Here is an 18,260-nt window from a genome sequence, read left to right on the forward strand (position 1 = left end):
GCTCAGCGGGCGGTGCTGGGGTCGACCGGCCGGTCCTCGGCCACGGCCGACGGGGCCGGCTCGGGGGCGGCGTCCTTCGCCGGAGTGGCCGGAGTGGCCGGTGCGACGGTGCCCTTGCCGTTCTTGGCGGCCCCCCGCCGGGACGACTCCTCGTTGTAGTAGTAGTCGTAGTAGGGGTCGGCGTCGTTGTTGTTGCTGGCGTTGAACACCACGCCGAGCACGTCGGCCCGGTAGCGCAGCAACACGTTGGCGGCCCGTTCGGCCAGCCCGGTGCGGGTCTGGCCGGAGCGCAGCACCAGCACCACGGTGTCGGCGGCGGCCAGCAGGTCGGTGGTGTCGTTGGTGGTGAGCATGGGGGGCGTGTCGAGCAGGACCATGTCGAACCTCGGTCGCCACGTCTCGATGGTGCGCCGGAGCTGCATCACCATGTCGGCCGGGGTGTTCTGGCCCCGCGGCGCGGGGATGAACCACACGCCGTCGAGGCGGGTGACGGCCGGCTGGTCGGGGTGGTCGAGGTCGGGCACGGGGGCCAGGTACTTGGCGATGGCGGGCTTGCGGTAGTCGCAGTCGATGACGAGGGTGCGCATGCCGCTCGAGCCGAACACGCCGGCCAGGTTGGCGACGGTGGTGGTCTTGCCCTCCCCGGGGTTGGGCGAAGTGATCATCACCACCGGGGCGTGGCTCGGTGCCTGGGTGAAGTCGCCCGAGGTGCCGACGATGCTCGGCAGGTGCTCGCGCAGCACGAACATGACCGCGGTGCGCACCTCCCGGTAGCGCTCGGCGACCCGGGAGCGGGGGGCGTCGACGGAGGCCACGTCGGTGGACTGGCGCTGGCTCTTGGCCAGCACGGGCACCTCGGCGATGACGGGGAACCCGGTGACGGCCTCCACCCGGTCGCGGCGGCGCAGGCGGTCGTCCCACGCCTCGACGATGAAGGCGGTGACGATGCCCATCACCAGCCCGGCGGCGGCGCCGATGCCCATCCGGGTGGTGCGTGACACCGGGGTGGCGGTGGCCAGGTTCGTCTCGGAGAGGTTGTCGGTCGGCGCGGCGACCACCCCGGGGTTGATGGACCCGCGGGCGTTGCGGTTGGCGTCGAGGCGGGTGTTGTAGGCCGTGGCGTTGATCTGCACCGGGGTGGCCGACTGGAGGGTGGACAGCCCGCCCGACGGCCCGCCCTGGGTGGCGAGCAGCGTGAGCTGTTCGTTGGTGAGGCGGTACTGGTTGATGATCGAGTCCTGCTCGGCGCGCAGGAGGTCGGCGTCGTCGGGGTTGTCGCGGATCTGCTGTTCGAGCTCTTCGCGCTGGGCCTTGAGGGCGTCGAGCTCGGCGAGCACCTCGTCGCGTTGGGCGGCGAACTGGCGTTGGGCGTCGTCGGCGACGAAGGCGTTGAGGTCGGCGGCGGTGGTGTCGGCCAGGGTGACGGCCTGGGCGGGGTCGGTGGAGATGGCGGTGACGTCGATGGCCAGCACGTCGCTGCGGGCGGTGGCGGTGACGAGGTCGTTGAAGGTGTCGGCGCTGATGCCGAGCTGGCCGGTGACCGACTCGACGACGTCGGCGGAGCGCACCAGGAAGGCGGTCTGTTGCAGGTTGGGGACGTTGAGGCTGCCGTCGCCGCCGTTGACGATGAGGGTGTTGGTGGCCCTGAAGTAGCTGGTGGGGTCGCGCACCTCCTTCACCAGCATGGCCGACACCAGCCCGCCGAGCAGGCCGACGACGAGGCCGAGCACCACCCACTTCCAGCGGCGTTGCAGCACGCCCACGTAGGAGCGCAGGAGGTTCTGGTCGTCGCCGTACGCGACCGGTCCGGGTCGGGGAGGGCCGGTGGGGGGATCGGTGAGCGTCAAGGGGGTGGTGGTCCTGGCCGGGCGACGGGGGAGAGGCCGATGCTACCGGTCGTGCCCGGGGCGATCAGCGCGCGCTCGTCGTCGTCGTCCTCGGTGCCGGGGTCGGCGGTGAGGCCCAGCCCGGTGAGGATGAGCGCCGCGGTGAGGGGGCCGGCCACCCAGAAGATGTCGGCGAAGCCCTGGGTGACGCGCAGCACGAAGGCCAGCATGGCCAGCTCGGCGAGCAGGGCGGGGGAGCGGCGCAGGGCGAGGGCGGTGGCGCCGAGTAGCACGAGGACGCCGGCGAGGCCGATGACGCCGGCCTCGCCGAGCTCGCCGATCACCCAGTTGTGAGGGGTGGGTCGGGGCTCGGCGGGGTCGGTCCAGAACCGCAGGCCGGCACCCACGAGGCGGTTCTCGACGATGACCTCGCTCCACGTGCTGCGCAGCACGTCGGTGCGGGTGTTGATGGCGTTGAACTTGAGCTCGTTGCTGGGGCGGGAGAGGTCGCGCTCGTTGATGGAGACGGCGGTGACGGTGATGAGCGCCGCGCAGGCCACCAGCAGGGCGATGGACACCTGGCGGCGACGGCCCCGGTTGCCCTGGAGCAGGGGGCGCACGGCGAGGGCGACGACCAGGCCGATGGCCGCGGCCCTCGACTGGGTGGCGGCGAGACCCACGATCATCACGACGCGCAGGCCGACGACCACCTCGCGGCGCCAGGCCAGGCTCGGGGCGGCCGCCCAGAGGACGAGGAAGGCGGCGGCCAGCACCAGCCCGGCGTGGTTCTTGTTGATGAAGGCGAGGTCGGCGGGGGCGAAGCCCTGGCGGAGAGTGCTGAGGGTGGCCAGCACGGCCACCACGCTGCACCCGAGGACGAACAGCCGCAGGGCGGGGCGCACCACGCCGCTGTGCACGATGGCCACGCCGATGAGGATCGAGCCGCCGAACAACAGGCCCCGGTGGCCCCACTCGAGCACGGAGCGCAGCTCGTTGTTCGGCACCAGGGTGACGGCCAGGAAGCCGAGGTAGGCGGCCAGCGCGCCGAGCACGAGGCGGAGGCGACGGTCGCGCCACGGCACGAAGCGCAGGGCGGCGACGACGCCGAGGACGGTGACGGCGTCGGAGACGCTGAGGTCGAACCGGGCGGGCCCCACCCGGATGGCGATCAGTGTGGCGGGTAGGGCGAGGACGAGGACGAGGCGGGGGAAGGCCACCGCGCAGGCCAGGAGGACGAGGGCCCCGACGACCTGGAGGGCGTTGCCGGGGTCGCGGGCGGCGACGAGGGCGACGGCGAACTGGGCGACGGCGACCCCGATCACCAGGAGGGCCAGACCGACCCGGTTGCCGCTCGAACCCGACGAGCGTGCCGGGGGGGCGATCACGCTGCTCACCCGGGGAGACGGTAGCAGCGGGGGTGCGACATCCCGGGGCGCTCGGGCAGGGCTGGGACAGGGCTCAGGCGCCGACCCGCCGGTACACGGCGGCCACCGCGGCGGCGTGACGGGCCGGCGTCAGGTGCTCGGCCCAGTGGGCGTGCAGGGCGGCGCCGTGGGCCGCCCGCGCCTCGGGGTCGTGGGCCAGGCGGCGCAGCTCGGCGCCGGCCGCGTCGGCGTCGCCGGGGGCGAAGAGGTGCCCGAGGCCCGCCGCGCCCGCCGTCTCGAGGTGCCCGCCTGCGGCGGTGGCCACCACGGGGGTGGCGGCGGCCATGGCCTCGATGACGGCCAGGCCGAGCGGTTCGGCGGTGGCGGTGGCCAGGAAGATGCCGGCGCGGGCCAGCCGGGCGGGGACGTCGTCGACGGCGCCGACGAACGTGACCGACCCGGTGGGGCCGAGGGCGGCGGCCTGGGCTTCGAGGTCGGTGCGCTGCGCGCCGTCGCCGGCCACCACCATCCGCCAGCCGTCGGCGGCCAGGCCGCTCGCCGCCCAGGCCCGCAGGGCGGTGGCGGTGTCCTTCTCGGCCTCCAGGCGCTGGGCGACGAGTACCACCTGTTCGCGGGGCGCGTCCGGCTCCGTCCACGGCACGCCGCTGATCAGCACCTCCGCCCCGGGCTGGCCGGCGTGTCCGGCCACGAACCGGCTGATGGCGATCTGGGCGTCGAGCCGTCGGGGCAGCGGGGCCCACAGCGTCCTGCGGAGGGCGTCGCGTCCCCGGGGTCGGGCGAAGTGGAGGGTGGCCACCACCGGCACCCGTCGGCGGGCGGTGGCGGCCACCGCCGCCACCTCGGCGTCGGTCATGTGGGCGTGGACCACGTCGGGGCGGGCGTCGAGGAGGGCCCGGACGTCGTGGGCGAACGACCCGGAGGGCTGGTGGGCCACGCCGGTGCCGGCCAGGGCGGCCCGCATGCGGGCCGGGTCGCCGCCGATCACGGTCACGTCGTGGCCGAGGCGCACCAGCTCGGGCGCCAGGTAGGTGACGTAGCGCTCCACGCCGGCGAAGGCGTCGGTGCGTACGAGGTGGACGACGTGGCGCGGCGTCCCGCCCGGTGTGGCCGGGGACGGGGGGGCGCTCACCGGGCCGGAACGTAGCAGTGGCACGACGGGCCGCCGGTAGTGTTCGCCGCTCGGGCCGTGCCGATCCGGTGGGTCCGTGGTGCTCCCCGCGGCCGCCGGTCGCGGCCCTCCCCGAGGCGGCCCGTGAAGGTTCTGCGCATCTACCACTCCGGGGTCGTGGCGGCGTGGCGGCGGCGCGACGCCGAGCTCGCCGCCCGGGGGATGGACGTGACGCTGGTGTCGGCGCGGCGCTGGGACGAGGGCGGGGAGGTCGTCGAGCTCGGCGACGCCGATGCGCACGTGGTGGGCGCCCGCACGTGGGGGACGCACCCGTTCACGTTCGTGTACGACCCCCGTCCGCTGTGGCGGGCGTTGCGCTCGTCGGGCGCCGAGGTGATCGACGTCCACGAGGAGCCGGCCAGCCTGGCGGTGGCCGAGGTGCTGGTGCTGGCCCGTCTGGCCGGCCACGGCCGCACGCCGGTGTGCCTGTACTGCGCGGAGAACACCGAGAAGCGCTACCCGTGGCCGTTCCGGTGGTTCGAGCGCCGGGCGTTGCGGCGGGCGGTGGCGGTGCACACGTGCAACGACGAGGCGGGCCGCATCCTGCGGCGCAAGGGGTTCAGCGGGGAGGTGGTGAACCTGGGCCTCGGCGTCGACGTCGAGCGGTTCGCGCCCACCGCCCCGCCTCGTGACGGCGCGCCGATGGTGGTCGGCTACGTGGGCCGGCTCACCGAGCGCAAGGGGGTGGGCGTCCTGGTCGACGCGGTGGCGGCCGTCGAGGGGGTGGAGCTGGTGGTGGTGGGCGACGGCCCCGATCGGGCGGCGGTCGAGGCCCGGGTGGCGCGGCTCGGCCTGGGCGACCGGGTGCGCGTCGTCGGCTACGCCGACCACGACGCCCTCCCCGGGGTGTACGGCGGGTTCGACGTGGTGGTGGTGCCGTCGCTGGCCACCCCGGGGTGGGTGGAGCAGTTCGGGCGGGTGGCGGTGGAGGCCATGGCCGCCGGGGTGGCGGTGGTGGCCTCCGACGTCGGGTCGCTGCCCGAGGTGCTGGGCGATGCCGGGGTGCTGGTGGCCCCGGGCGACGTGGAGGTGCTGGCCGGGGCCCTCGCCGAGCTGCGTGACGACCCGGGCCTGCGGGCGGCCCTCGCCGCGGCGGGCCGCGAGCGGGCCCGGCACTACTCGTGGGCGGCCGTCGCCGGGCGCCAGGCCGAGCTGTACGCGGGGATGGCGCGGTGAGCGTCGACGTGGTGGTCGTGACGTTCAACTCGGCGGAGCTGCTGCCGGCCGCGCTGGGGGGCCTGCCGTCCGATGCCCGGGTGGTGGTGGTCGACAACGCCTCGGACGACGACTCGGCGGCGGTGGCCCGCGGCTGTGGCGCCCACGTGGTGGCCGGGGCCGTGAACGCCGGCTTCGCGGCCGGCGCGAACCGGGGGGCGGCCCTCGGTGACGGTGAGGTGATCCTGTTCCTCAACCCCGACGCGGTGGTCGAGCCGGCGACGGTCGACGCGTTGGCCGCCCGGTTCGCGGCGGATCCGTCGTTGGGGGTCCTGTCGCCCCGGCTGGTGCGCCCCGACGGCTCCGAGCAGCGGGTGCGCTGGCCGTTCCCGTCGGCGGTGGGGGCGTGGGCCGAGGCGCTGGGCCTGCGCCGTCTGGGCGGCGCGGGTCGCCGTGAGGGGGCGGGCGGGTTCGTGATCGGCGCCTGTCTGATGGTGCGCCGTTCGGTGTTCGAGGCCGTGGGCGGTTTCGACACGCGGTTCTGGCTGTACAGCGAGGAGGCCGACCTGTGCCGGCGGGTGCTCGACGCCGGGTGGCGGGTGGAGGTGGCGGAGGAGATGTCGGCCCGCCACGTCGGGCGGGCCAGCGAGCGGGGGGTCGAGGCGCTGGTCTTCGAGCACTTCGAGCGGGGCGGCGAGCACTTCGTCGCCAAGCACGCCGGACGGCGTTCGTTGGTCGTCTACCGGTTGGGCAACCTGAAGGGCGCCGCCCTCCGGGCGGTGATGGCGCGCTCCGGGGTGCGGCGCGCCCTGCACCGGGCCCGGGTGGCCCGCCTGTTGGGGGTGTTGGGCCGCCATCCGGGCACCGTCGGGCTCGACAGCCCGGCGACCGCCGCGCCGGGGGTGGGGCTGGTGGTGTGCTCGTTGGAGCCGTGGGACGAGGTGTGGCGGCGCAACCAGTTCCTGGTGCGCGAGCTGCTGGCCCTCGACCCCGATCGCCGGGTGCTGTTCGTCGAGCCGCCGTTCGACCGGGTGCACGAGCTGCGCCGGGGGAGCGGCCGGCGCCATCACCGGGGGTTGCGCCCGGTGGACGGTGAGGGCCGGGTGGTGCGCGTCGAGCCCGTGAAGGTGTGGCCTCGGGCGGCGGGCCCGTTCGCCACCCGGTCGCTGCGCCGCCAGGTGCGCGCCGCGGCGCGGTCGCTCGGGTTCGTGGCCCCCACGCTGTGGGTGAACGACCCCGCGTACGCCGGTCTGGCCTCGGCGACGGGGTGGCCGGCGGTCTACGACGTGACCGACGACTGGACCGAGGCCGGTGACGGCGAGCGGGCCACGGCCCGGGTGCGGGCCGACGAGGCGGTGCTGGCCGGCGAGGTGGGGGCGGTGGTGGTGTGCTCGGAGGGGTTGGCGGCGTCGCACGCCGGGGCCCCGGGGTTGGAGCTGATCCCCAACGCCGTCGACGCCGAGCACCTCACCGCCCCGGTGCCGCGCCCTCGCGACCTGCCCGCCGGGCCGGTGGCGGTGTACGTGGGCACGCTGCACGAGGACCGCCTCGACGTCGACCTGGTGGTGTCGCTGGCCGGGGCGGTGCCCGGGCTGGCGGTGGCGCTGGTGGGCCCCGACGCCCTGGGCGAGGCCGCCCGGGCGCGTCTGGTGTCGGCCGGGGTGGCGCTGCTCGGGTCGCGTTCGTACGCCGACGTGCCCGGGTACCTCCAGCACGCCGACGTGGTGGTGGTGCCCCACGTGGTGTCGCCGTTCACCGAGAGCCTCGACCCGATCAAGGCCTACGAGTGCCTGGCCGTGGGGCGCCCGACGGTGGCCACCCCGGTGGCCGGCTTCCGGGGGCTCGGCGGGCCGGTGCGGGTCGCCGAGCGCGACGAGTTCGTCCTGGCCGTGTCGCGTGTGCTGGGCGAGGGCCGGGTGGACGCCGATCCGCGGCCGGTGCCCACCTGGGCCGAGCGGGGCGCGGCGTTCGACGCGGTGCTGCGCCGGGTGGCGGGGGGCGAGCGGCGCCTGCGGGTGGTGTACGTGGATCACTGCGCCCAGCTGTCCGGCGGTGAGCTGGCGCTGGCCCGGTTGCTGCCCGCCCTGGAGGGGGTGGACGCCCACGTGATCCTGGGCGAGCGCGGCCCCTTGGAGTCGCGCCTGCGCGATGTCGGGGCGACGGTGGAGGTGTTGGCTCTCGACGAGGGGGTGGCCACCACCCGGCGGGCGGAGGTGGGCGCGGCGCTGGGGGCCCGCCGGGCGCTCGCCGCGGCGCGTGACACGTGGGTGCTGGCGCGCCGCCTTCGGGAGCTGCGCCCGGACCTGGTGCACACCAACTCGTTGAAGGCCGCGCTGTACGGCGGGGTGGCCGCCCGGCTGGCCGGGGTGCCGGTGGTGTGGCACGTGCGTGACCGGATCGCCGCCGACTACCTGCCGGCCCCGGCGCGGGTGGTGGTGCAGTCCCTGGCGAGGGTGGTGCCGTCCGCGGTGATCGCCAACTCGGCGGCGACGCGGGAGACCCTCGCTCTCCATCGGGGGGTGGCGGTGGTGCCGAGCCCGGTGGTGTTCGACGCCGCGGAACCGGTGGGCGACGGCGGGCCGGGCGGGTCGGCGCCGGTCCGCCCGTTCACGGTGGCGATGGTCGGCCGGCTGGCGCCCTGGAAGGGCCAGGACGTGTTCGTGCGGGCGTTCGCACGGGCGTTCCCCGACGGCGACGAACGGGCGGTGTTGGCCGGGTCGGCGATGTTCGGCGAGGACGCCTTCGCCGCTGAGCTGGGGGGGCTGGTCGAGGAGCTCGGCCTGGGGGAGCGGGTGACGTTCCTGGGCTTCGTCGACGACGTGGGCGCGGTGCTGCGCGGGGTGGACTGCCTGGTGCACGCGTCGGTGATCCCCGAGCCGTTCGGGCAGGTGGTGGTGGAGGGGATGGCGGCCGGTTTGGCGGTCGTGGCCGCGGACGCCGGCGGGCCGGCCGAGGTGGTGACCCACGGGGTGGACGGGCTGTTGTGCCCGCCGGGCGACGTTGGGGCGCTGGCGGCGGTGCTGCGCCGGTTGGCCGACGACCCCGGGTTGCGGGTGCGCCTGGGAGCCGCCGGCCTGGTGCGGGCGGCCGACTTCTCTCCGGATGCCGTCGCGGACCAGGTCCGTGCCGTCTATGGCGGGGTGCTCAGCAATGAATCGCAGCAACCTGGCATCTAGAGCAGCTCATTCGCTGGACGGATCGGGGTTACGGTCTTGTCGCTAGAGCCATGCCGGCCGAGTGACTCGGGGCGCAGAGTGGGACAGCGGGTGAAACAGGTGGTTCGGCCGACCATCGAGCGCGTCGCCCGCCTGGCTCGAGTGCGGGTCGAGCCTGCGTATCACGGTCTCGATCAGCATCGTCTGAGGGTTCTTCGAGCGAAGGGCGTGGAGCTCGTGCTCGACGTCGGCGCCAACGTCGGCCAGTACGCCCAATCGCTTCGTCGAGATGGCTACTCGGGTCGGATCGTCTCGTTCGAGCCCCAACCCGAGGCGGCGGGGGTCCTCGAGTCCAGGTCGCTGGATGACCCCCTCTGGTCGGTCGAGCCATACGCGCTTGGAGCCGAGGCATCGGAACTCCCGATCTATAGAACGTCTGATTCCGTGAGCTCGTCGCTTCTCGCACCGAGGAACGATGCGCTCGGGCATGGCTTCCTGGCCGGAGAATGGCGGGGTGCAACGGAAGTCCGTCGCCTGGACGACGTCATCCTTCCCGTGGAGGCCGACTCCACGGTGTATCTGAAGCTCGACGTGCAGGGCTATGAGCTGAACGTTCTCGCCGGGGCTACCGCAACGCTTGCTGGCGTCGCCGCAGTGGAGTGCGAGCTGACGGTTCAGCCCCTTTACGAGGGACAGGTGCTGATCGAGGAGATCGTCGGCCATCTGCGCGCCCTCGGTTTCACGCCGACCTGCCTGACGCGTGGCTACACCGACCCGGTGTCGCACGAGGTGGTCCAGATGGATGGGATCTTTGTCCGCTAGCGGGGTTCAGTGGGGCGATCTGCAGCAGTTCTGCACGACGGCATCGGCTTTGCTATGAGCAGTCGACTCTGCGTCGTTCACAACAACGTCGACGGGGAGTCGAGTATCGGGAAGATCGCCCGATGGGCCGTACGCACCGCACTGGCGGACGGCTGGGAGGTGACGGTGGTCGCGCGTGACCTCGACCCCGAGCTGCGCGACCGCGTGGACTGGCGGCGGCTCTACGTCCCACCGCGCATCCATCTCGTGCAGTGGGCAGCGGCTCGGGCGACCGTGAAACGGGCCATGGCCGGTCGTTCTCATGATGTCGTGCACGTCTTCCAGGCGCAGGTCGCCGCGCTGGCGGACGTGTACCACGTCCAGTACCTCTCGAAGCCTGCGCAGGATGCGGGCAGCTTCCCGTTGGGTCCGGGACTGCGGTCCGCAGCTGCGGGCGCTCAGCTGCGTGCGGTCGCTGCTCTGGAAGGCGGGTACCTGCGCCACCTTGGCGAGCGCCCCGGCCTCCTCTTCTGCAGCGAGTTGCTGCGCGGAGAGTTCCGGTCGCGGTACCCCGAGCCCCGAGAGACGTGGGTGCTCCCCAACCCGAATCCCGAGCCGATCGAACTGTCCCACGAAGAGAGGGACGCAGCCCGGGCAGGTTTCGTGAAGGATTCGACGGCTCCGGTCTGGGGCTACCTCGGTGGGTGGGACGAGCGGAAAGGCTTTCGTGAGCTGTTCGATGCGCTGCGACTCGAGCCGACAGCGCACCTGCTCTTTGCTGGCCCGGGTGGGCCCGGCGATGTCCCGGTTGACCTGCTTGGTCGGGTCACCGTGCTTGGTCGGCTCCAGGACCTGCGGGCGTTCTTCGCTGCCATCGACGTGTTGGCGGTGCCGAGCCGTTTCGAGCCCTACGGCCTGGTCGTCGGCGAGGCGGCTGCGTTCGGGGTTCCCGTCGTCACAAGCCCGGCGGTCGGGGCAGCCCCGCTCGTCGAGCGCCACCACGCCGGTGAGGTCGCGAGCGGATCGGCCGCCTTGGCCGCGGCGTTGTCACGATGGTCGGCGGGTTCCCGCTCCTCGCGAGCCGCCTGCGATCGGTTGGCGGCCGCCACCAGTGAATCGGCGCTGGGTCCCGAGCTCCTCGAGGTCTACGGACGTGCCGCTCGCTGATGACTCGATTGGCCCGATCAGCTCGGCGAGGCGGCGGGCATCCACAACCACTGGTTCGCATCCGGACGGCTCTCGGAGAGTGCTCGGACCTGGTCGGCCGGGCTCAGGGTCGACAGCTCCGGGAAGTCGGAGGGAACCCGGGGCTGCTGCGGGATGATGTCGATCGAGCGATCCGAGAATCGATCCACCAGCAGCTCGGTGACTCCTGGGCGGGCGAAGTCGTGCGTCTCCACCAGGAGGTCGGCGAGCCCGAGCGCGGGCACGGCGACGGGGTCGAGGAGGTCGGCTTCTGCCCCTTCGATGTCGACGATGAGGAGCGTGTCGGCCACGATCCGCTCCTGAAGGCCCGCCGGCGTGATCTCTCCACCGATCTCCGCGTTGACACCGTTGCGCCGGGTGTTCTCCCGTGAGGCATCCTGCGCCGCCAGGGAGATGTCGAAACCCAGGACCTCCGCTTCGGGGAGGAGACGGGCGACGCCGACGATGTACCAGCCCTCCCCGCAGCCGACATCGATGACCCTCCGATAACCAGTCCAGCTCTGGATCACCTGGTGCAACTCGAGCTCGTACGAGCCGAGCCGCTTGGGGAAGTCGCAGCCCGTGGTGACCCGGTCGAAGTGCGCGCCGGCGAAAGGGCCGCTCCTGACCGAGCCGCCTGGGATGGTTTGCTCCAATCGCCGCCATCGTGCGGCGTTCCGACGGCGCCGTGGGACAGTGGCATCGGCGATCTTCCGAGCGACTCGCCGGCGATCTGAGGTCGACATCACGAGAGCTTGGCAGGTGTCTGTTCGCTTGGTCCGATCTCAGCGCAGCTCGATTCCGAGCTCCTCGATGTGCGAGAGCAGGGTGGTGGCGAACCGGTCGGCGGTGAACGACTCCCGGCAGCTGCGACGGGCTTCTCGTTCGAGCCCTTCTCGGAGTGCTCGGTCACCGAGCACTTTCGTGAGGGCCCGTGCCAGCGCCGCAGGGTCCTGCGGCTCTACCAACATGCCGTTGACGCCATCGGTGACGTAGTCGATGACGCCTGATGTCCTGGTGGCGACGACGGCCTTGCCGAGGGCGAGCGCATCGAGGAGCACCAGGGGGCCGTGAGGGAGGACGGTGGGTTCGTTGACGATCGCCACGACCCGTGCCCGGCGAACGAACTCGCGGGCATCGTCGGGGGAGAGGGCCCCGAGGAGGGTGATCCGGTCCGCCATCGCCGGGGGAACCGAGACCGCGGCCGCACTGCTCAGGTGGACGGGCCCCGACGGGGTGGGCAGTAGTTCGATCGCCGAGATGAATGTCGGCCAGTCCCGGTGGGCGAAGCCGCCGGAGTAGATGGAGCCATCGTCCTCGGTCGGAACGGACAGCAGGCGCGGGTCGGCGGGGAAGGGGATGAACGCCAGACGATCCAGGGGGACCGCGCACACTCGATGGAGCGTGTCCATGTCCGCGGAGCGGATGCAGAGGACTCGGTCGAACCTCGAGAGGAGCCGGAGAAGGGCCCGGTTGCCCCGCCTGGGGGCTGGTGTGAGGAAGTCGACGGCGACGAGCTTGAGCCGGGGTGCGATGAGCCATCGCAGTCCGGCGATGACGAGCATGTCGATCGCCGCATTGCAGACCACCAGCACCTGTGCATGGCGGGCGTTGCGGAGGACCCGGATGGCGGAGGTGACGTGGTGGAGCCGCTTGCGCCAGCCGTGCAGGCCCCAGTCGCTGTCACGGGGACGGATGGCGATGGCCGGGTCGGAGGTGAGCCGATCGCTCAATTGCAGGATGGGGCTCCAGCTGACCGAGATCACCAGGACTGGGGTCGGTGCCTGGGCCGCCATCGTTGCGACCCTAGTGTTGGCGCCTGCGGCCCCGGTGAGAGGTGGAAGCGGTCCCCACGTGAGCAGTGCACAGGACGGACCCGTCAGCGTCGTCATCGCCCCGAGTTCATTCGCGCCTCACAAGGGGGGAGTCGAGGAGCTCACGAGGCAGTTGGCGGGGCAACAACTCGCCCGTGGCATGAGGCCCACGGTCGTGACGATGCGCTGGCCGAAATCGCTGGCCGAGTCGGAGGTGATCGAGGGCGTGCCCGTGCGTCGCGTCCTCTTCCGGACCCCGGAGGGACGGGCCCGCCATCGTGCGCTCGCCCGGGCGTCGCGCCGTGGTGCTGTTGCCCAGGTCGTCGCTCACCTGCGGTCCGTCGACGCGCAGCTGGTGCATATCCAGTGCGTGAGCCCGGCGGCCTGGTTCGTGGCAGAGGCGGCGCGCCGGCTCGACGTCCCGCTCGTGGTGACCCTCCAAGGGGAGCTCACCATGGACGCCACCAACGTGTACGGGCGCTCCGCATTCCTCCGCTCGACGTTGCTCGACCTCATGGGTTCGGCCGATGCGGTGACGGCGTGCTCCCAGCACACCCTCGACGAGGCGGTGGCCTGGTCGGGCATCGACCTCGGTGATCGCGGAAGCGTCCTCTACAACGGGGTCGAGGTCGCCGAGTTCGACGGGCCGCCGGTGGACGAGCCGGCACGTCCGTACGTCCTGGCCGTGGGGCGCCACGTCCATCAGAAGGGCTTCGACGTGCTGATCGATGCCTTTGCTCAGCTCGTGCGCGAGCAGGACTTCTCCTGGGACCTGATCATCGTCGGCGATGGGCCTGAGCACCGCTCGTTGGTCGATCGAGCGAAAGGTCTCGGGCTGGGCGCCCGGGTCTCGTTCACTGGTGCCCTCGGCCGGTCAGAGACCGTTGCGTGCTTCCGGGCCAGCTCGTTGTTCGTGCTGCCGTCGCGCCACGAGCCCTTCGGGATCGTGAGCCTCGAGGCGATGGCGGCAGGGAAGCCGGTGGTCGCGACCGCGGTCGGGGGCGTCCCCGAGTTCGTTGCGGATGGTGAGACCGGCCGTCTGGTTCCCCCGGACGATCCCGAGGCGCTGGTCACAGCCGTTCGCTGGATGCACGACCACCCTGTGCAGGCCGCGGACTTCGGCGAGGTCGGTCGACAGCGGGCAGCGTCGTTCGACTGGTCCGTCATCGCCGACGAGTACCAGGCCGTGTACTCCGACGCCCTTCGTCGTCATGGTGAGAGGCGGCTGGGTCACTCCGGTGCTGGCCACTGACGAGCGGGTGCTCGGCTGAGTTAGGTCGTAGAGCGACGGGGTGTGGCGACGGTGGGCATGCTGCGAACGATGTGATTCGCTGGAACGTCGTCGAGGACGACGACGTTGGCGCCGATGACGGCGTCGTCGCCGATGTCGATGCCGCCGACGACGACTGCGTGGGAGAGCACGGTGACGCGATCACCGATGCGGGGCTGGTTGCTTCCCCACTCCGGTCTGAGCTTGGCGCTCCCACCGAGCACCACACCCGGGAACAGGGTCAGATCCGAGCCGGCGACGACGGCGTCACCGATCACGATCCCCGAGGTGTGGGCGATGCGGAGGCGTGATCCGATGGTGGCATCGGGCCAGATGTCGGCTCCCCAGATGAGCAGTCCGAGGGCTCGGAGGATCCCCGGGAGCACACGGACCCGGCGCTGCCGCAGACCATGGGCGACCCGGTGAAGGACGATCAGCCAGAACGGGGCGAGCGTGACGAGGCTGAGCATTGTGCGCAGGGGGCTGGTGATTCCGTTGGCGAGCGCGTCGGATCGGATCAGATCCCGTGTCACGTCGCCTCGTCGCATCTCTGGGGGCCCCATGCTCTCGTTCTCTCCTCAGCGACCCGTCGCCATAGGTCAGGGGGCCGCACACCGGCGTGGGGGGTGGGTGAGCAGCTCGGCATAGACACTCTCGTATCGGTCGAGGACATGCTCCCAGGAGTAGTTCTTCGCGTGCGTGCGCCCCAGTTCGCTCATGGTGTCGCGTCGGGACCCATCCGCGAGCAGCTCGAGGAGGGCGGTTCCCAGGTTGTGAGGTTCGGTGAGCAGCCCGTATCGGCCTTCGCCGAGTACCTCCCGTGCTCCTGGATTCGGTGTGGCCATGACGGGACAGCCCGCGGCCATCGCCTCGATGTAGGGAACGCCGAAGCCCTCGTAGCTGCTCGGTAGACAGAACACCCACGCGCTCTGGTAAAGATCGGCGAGTTCGGCGTCGCTCACGCGACCGAGCACCTCGACCCCCGGCTGCTCGGGGGCATCGGAGCAGACCATCAGCAGGCGCGCATCGGGAAGCTTGGGCCTGACGACCGAAGCGAACTGTTCGGTCAGCAGCTTTCCGCGTTTGCGGTTCAGGTAGGTACCGACGAACAGGATGGTTGGCACGGCGGTAGGCGCACGGCCGGGCGGTGGGTCCGGGACTTCGACGCCGTTCGGTATGACCCCGTCGATCCAGGGATAGACGCGCTTCGTGGCCTCGGAGACCCCATAGGAACGATCGGCGATGAGAGTGGATGCAACCTCGCCGAGGCCGAGCAGTCCCATCCGGGTCTTCGCTTTCGCCCCGGGAATCCGGCGGGCTTCGGCGAAGCACGAACCGTGGATGCTTCTGACGTGGGCCGGGCGTGGTCGGCCTGCAAGAAACGTGTCGTCGCCGTGGGCGTGCAGGATGTCGAATCCCGAGAAGTCGACGTGCCGTAGTCGCCAGGCGAACCGAAAGGTCCGCAACGACGTCCCGGGGTCGACGTGGGCGTACGTGTAGCGAGCCTCCTCGCCAGGGAGGTCGGGGCTGAAGACGGTGACCTCGTGGCCCCGCTTGACCAAGTGATTCGCGAAGTGGTGCACCTGGAAGCCGGTACCGATCTTGCTCGAGCCGGGTAGGTACAGGCTGGTGATCGCGATCTTCACCGGCAGGGTCTTCCGCTTGCCACAGGCCAAGGCATGGGGGAACGCAAGCCGTAGATCTCAGCACGGCCAGTTAGCGCTGGTGGGGTCAACCGCATGTCGGTTACGGGTCCTACTGGTGTCTACTTCGCCGACTCTTGCGGTAGGCGAGCCCCTTCGCGGTGCCGATACCTATGCTGACGGGGACTGCAAGAAGCCGACTCGCCGCGCCGACAAGTGCCCTTGAGCGGCCAACCACGAGCGTCCTGCAGAAGCGCCACGGGACCGGCGAGCGCGGGCCGAAGTGGGCGACGAGGACGAACATGTGATTTCGATTCCCGTTGAAGTCGTATCTCAGATCGAACCGGCGCCCCTTTGCTTGCGGTGCGCCGATGTGGCGCACTCCGGCACGTGGGTTGAACACCAAGCGCCAGCCGGCGTCGCGAACGCGTAGCGAGACGTAGAGGTCTTCGCGTAGAGCCGATACCCCGGCAGGCCAGGCTGGGATCCCGCCGGAGTCCTCCAGCGCGGCGCGGCGAAACGACATGTTGCACCCGATGAGGTGGTCGACCTCGATCTCCTCGCCAGGATCCGCTGCGAAGAACCCCGTGAGAGATCCGTCGGTGAAGAACCGACCGATCTGGTCAGAGCCTTCGACCTCCTCGCCGGGTTGGCCATTTCGTGCCTGCCCGCCCACGCCACCGATTCCGGCCCCGTAGCTTCCCGCGAGTTCGGCCAGCCAGTTCGGGTCGGCAAAGGCGTCGTCGTCGAGGAACGCGACGACGTCCCCGTCCGTTTCGGCGACACCGATCTGCCGCGATCGCGGCAGGGTGCCCATTCCTTCGTCGTTCCTTGTGTATCTGGCACTGGAGAACGTGGCGACGACGGAGCGGCTCTCATCGTCGGGTGAGGCGTCCACGACCAAGATCTCCCGCGGGGTCGCCGTCTGGAGCTCGAGATGTTCGAGGCACGAACGCAACACTTCAGGCCGTTTGTAGGTCGCGATCACGACTGACACGGATCTGGGCTCGACGCGCCCACCCCCGCGGGTCGGCACCGTTGATGCCACGCTCATCGTCGAAGCCTCGAACGAGCTCGGGCCAGGTGGAACGTGAGTGAACGGCCCATCGCAGCCGGGAGTTCGCTGAGCAATTCACGCATGCCCGGCGACTCCGTGGCCAGCAACTGGGGGTGTACGGCGTCCGCGATGATGGGCCACAAGTTCGGGCGGTGACCGTGGATGCTCGGGTCGACGAAGAGGAAGAGGTTCTGTCGGCACCAGAATGCCACGTCTCGATCGTGCCAGAGTGCGGGTCGGACGACATCCCAGGCTTCGAATCCGTTGCTGGCAAAGGCGTCGATCCAGTAGCTCTGCCAACGTTCGTTGATGTGCTCGACGCCACCCTGTTGAGGGATTGCGGCCGAGAAGAGGACCGCTGGGGCGAGGGCAGTCAACTCGCGGACGAACCCCTGCGCTCTCGCGGGTGGAAGGTGCTCGGCTACCTCGATGCTCATCGCAAGATCGAAGCGCTCATCCACGGTGAGTGGTCGGGTGAGGTCTGTAGGCCTGAAGCAGGAACGGGGTATGGCCAGGAGCTCAGCCGGTACATACGGGCCGTCGAGGCCGATGACGTCGCAGGCTGTGAGCCCGGCAAGGGCGCTGAGCCAGTCCCCAGTGCCACACCCCACATCGATCGCTCGGGCAGGGGAGACGAACTCGAGAACGATCGGGAGCACCTTCGAAGCCGAGGCGCGAGCGCTCCCTGCGAGGCCTGCGTAGAAGTCATCGTCGTAGCTTCCATTCACTTGGGCTGGTCCTCGGCAGATCGGGTTCGAGCGGGTGACCGGCTACCAGGCGAGGATGACCGATGGCCCTCCTCGGCCCAGACGGGGAAAGCCGACGCTTCCTTGGCGAATCGGCCACTCGAGGTCGAGGCTCGAGTGTTGGATGGTGCGGTCTCCCGCTCCAGCATCAGCCTGTGGAGTTCGTCTGCCCGGTGCTCCCAAGTGTTGGCGCGGGCAAAGCGTATGGATGGAGTCGAACGTGTGCCCTCCGTCAGCGCCTCTTGGATGGCTGCGGAGAAGGAGTCGGCGGTCTTTGCGACGCGGACGGGCGGGGAAAGGGCGCGACATGCCGCAGAGTCGAAGGCGACCACGGGCAGCCCGTAGGCGCTGTACTCATAGACCTTCGTCGGGTTCACGCCGTCGCTGATCGGCCCGGCGACGAACGGGACCAACCCGACGTGGGCGGAGCTGAGGAGAGCGATCTTCTCCGCTTCGGTCACCGTGCCCTTCACCTCGACATTGGGCAACAGTCGTAGCGCGGCAACGGTTGCCTCGGAGTTCACTCGCCCGGCGATGACGAACCGACAATGAGCAAGGCGCTCAGCAACTCCGGCCAAGAGGGAGGCGTCGAAGCGCCAGTCGACGGTGCCCACGTAGACGGCGAGAGGGGGCCCAGCAGGGGCAGGCCGGTTCTTGACGATCAGGGCGTCCGACACGGCGTTTGGGAGCAGCCCGGCAGCAAGCCCGCGTCGCTGAAGCTCCTCGACGAGGCTCGGCGCTGTAGCCAGAAGGAGATCTGCCATGCGGGCCACCCGGGCTGTCGTCTTCCATACCGCGTTGGCGTCACCTTCGAAGATGGGGTCGATCACCTCGATGCCTCTGAGCACCCCGCGCCTGGCCTTAGCCCAATCCGAGAAAGCTCCCATCGTGTAGGTCCAGTACGACGTGACACCGATCGTGTGAAGCAGCCGATCCAGACTCCGGTCGTTCAACAGGGCAGCGACCCCGGGTCGCCTCCTGCGGAGCGCCTCGTACCCGCGACTCAATGACTGCGGGACGACTTCCACTCCACCGACCTGCCCGACGAGCCGTAG

Annotated in this window: 15 protein-coding genes; 5 read left to right on the top strand and 10 right to left on the bottom strand. The window is 71.1% G+C overall.

The annotated features are described in order from the left end of the window. Nucleotides 1-2: 2 nt before the first annotated feature. The 3 genes from MUE36_01215 to MUE36_01225 all read right to left on the bottom strand — a co-directional run bounded on the left by MUE36_01215 (nt 3) and on the right by MUE36_01225 (nt 4,340). Nucleotides 3-1,847 (bottom strand): hypothetical protein, encoded by a 1,845-nt coding sequence (locus tag MUE36_01215; protein MCU0309547.1) that lies wholly within the window; start codon nt 1,845-1,847, stop codon nt 3-5. Then, a complete protein-coding gene (locus tag MUE36_01220) occupies nt 1,844-3,220 on the bottom strand; it encodes an O-antigen ligase family protein (GenBank protein MCU0309548.1) in 1,377 nt (458 codons plus the stop codon). Before MUE36_01220 ends, MUE36_01215 begins: the two co-directional genes overlap by 4 nt. 64 nt (nt 3,221-3,284) lie before the next feature. Further along, complete coding sequence (locus MUE36_01225) at nt 3,285-4,340, bottom strand: glycosyltransferase (GenBank protein MCU0309549.1); 1,056 nt, start codon at nt 4,338-4,340, stop codon at nt 3,285-3,287. Nucleotides 4,341-4,463: 123 nt separating this feature from the next. On the opposite strand from MUE36_01225, the gene MUE36_01230 reads away from it, so the two are divergent. From MUE36_01230 to MUE36_01245, 4 genes are all read left to right on the top strand, one after another. After that, entirely contained in the window at nt 4,464-5,555 is a 1,092-nt protein-coding gene (locus MUE36_01230; GenBank protein MCU0309550.1) for a glycosyltransferase, read from the top strand. Further along, a complete protein-coding gene (locus MUE36_01235) occupies nt 5,552-8,710 on the top strand; it encodes a glycosyltransferase (protein ID MCU0309551.1) in 3,159 nt (1,052 codons plus the stop codon). The genes MUE36_01230 and MUE36_01235 overlap by 4 nt, the downstream gene beginning before the upstream one ends. A 207-nt stretch (nt 8,711-8,917) precedes the next feature. Continuing rightward, nucleotides 8,918-9,511 carry an FkbM family methyltransferase gene (locus MUE36_01240; protein ID MCU0309552.1) on the top strand — a complete coding sequence of 198 codons (594 nt, stop codon included), beginning with the start codon at nt 8,918-8,920 and terminating at the stop codon, nt 9,509-9,511. 165 nt (nt 9,512-9,676) lie between these two features. Continuing rightward, nucleotides 9,677-10,657 (top strand): glycosyltransferase family 4 protein, encoded by a 981-nt coding sequence (locus tag MUE36_01245; protein MCU0309553.1) that lies wholly within the window; start codon nt 9,677-9,679, stop codon nt 10,655-10,657. Nucleotides 10,658-10,674: 17 nt separating this feature from the next. Here the strand turns inward: MUE36_01245 and MUE36_01250 are convergent, their stop codons facing one another. Both MUE36_01250 and MUE36_01255 read right to left on the bottom strand, forming a co-directional pair. After that, nucleotides 10,675-11,331 (bottom strand): methyltransferase domain-containing protein, encoded by a 657-nt coding sequence (locus MUE36_01250; protein ID MCU0309554.1) that lies wholly within the window; start codon nt 11,329-11,331, stop codon nt 10,675-10,677. Nucleotides 11,332-11,460: 129 nt separating this feature from the next. Beyond that, entirely contained in the window at nt 11,461-12,471 is a 1,011-nt protein-coding gene (locus MUE36_01255; GenBank protein ID MCU0309555.1) for a glycosyltransferase family 4 protein, read from the bottom strand. Nucleotides 12,472-12,649: 178 nt separating this feature from the next. On the opposite strand from MUE36_01255, the gene MUE36_01260 reads away from it, so the two are divergent. Next, the gene (locus tag MUE36_01260; GenBank protein ID MCU0309556.1) at nt 12,650-13,741 is read left to right on the top strand and encodes a glycosyltransferase family 4 protein; all 1,092 of its coding nucleotides are present in this window, start codon (nt 12,650-12,652) and stop codon (nt 13,739-13,741) included. A 20-nt stretch (nt 13,742-13,761) separates the two neighbouring features. Here MUE36_01260 and MUE36_01265 read toward each other — a convergent pair whose 3' ends face one another. The 5 genes from MUE36_01265 to MUE36_01285 form a co-directional block, all read right to left on the bottom strand. Then, nucleotides 13,762-14,292 carry a hypothetical protein gene (locus tag MUE36_01265; protein ID MCU0309557.1) on the bottom strand — a complete coding sequence of 177 codons (531 nt, stop codon included), beginning with the start codon at nt 14,290-14,292 and terminating at the stop codon, nt 13,762-13,764. Between the two features lie 66 nt (nt 14,293-14,358). Then, nucleotides 14,359-15,405 (bottom strand): glycosyltransferase family 4 protein, encoded by a 1,047-nt coding sequence (locus tag MUE36_01270; protein MCU0309558.1) that lies wholly within the window; start codon nt 15,403-15,405, stop codon nt 14,359-14,361. 109 nt (nt 15,406-15,514) lie between these two features. Continuing rightward, nucleotides 15,515-16,399, bottom strand: a complete 885-nt coding sequence (locus MUE36_01275; GenBank protein MCU0309559.1) for a glycosyltransferase — start codon at nt 16,397-16,399, stop codon at nt 15,515-15,517. Between the two features lie 53 nt (nt 16,400-16,452). Beyond that, nucleotides 16,453-17,187: a class I SAM-dependent methyltransferase gene (locus tag MUE36_01280; protein MCU0309560.1), complete on the bottom strand. Its 735-nt coding sequence runs from the start codon at nt 17,185-17,187 to the stop codon at nt 16,453-16,455. Continuing rightward, nucleotides 17,184-18,233: a glycosyltransferase gene (locus MUE36_01285; GenBank protein ID MCU0309561.1), complete on the bottom strand. Its 1,050-nt coding sequence runs from the start codon at nt 18,231-18,233 to the stop codon at nt 17,184-17,186. The genes MUE36_01280 and MUE36_01285 overlap by 4 nt, the downstream gene beginning before the upstream one ends. Nucleotides 18,234-18,260 lie beyond the last annotated feature (27 nt).

The sequence above is a fragment of the Acidimicrobiales bacterium genome (assembly GCA_025455885.1).
In the GTDB taxonomy this organism is placed as follows: domain Bacteria; phylum Actinomycetota; class Acidimicrobiia; order Acidimicrobiales; family Acidimicrobilacustridaceae; genus Rhabdothermincola_A.

Coding starts and splice junctions, on each gene's coding strand:
- MUE36_01255 (MCU0309555.1), bottom strand. CDS start 12,471: ATGGCGGCCCAGGCACCGACCCCAGTCCTGGTGATCTCGGTCAGCTGG.
- MUE36_01260 (MCU0309556.1), top strand. CDS start 12,650: ATGAGGCCCACGGTCGTGACGATGCGCTGGCCGAAATCGCTGGCCGAG.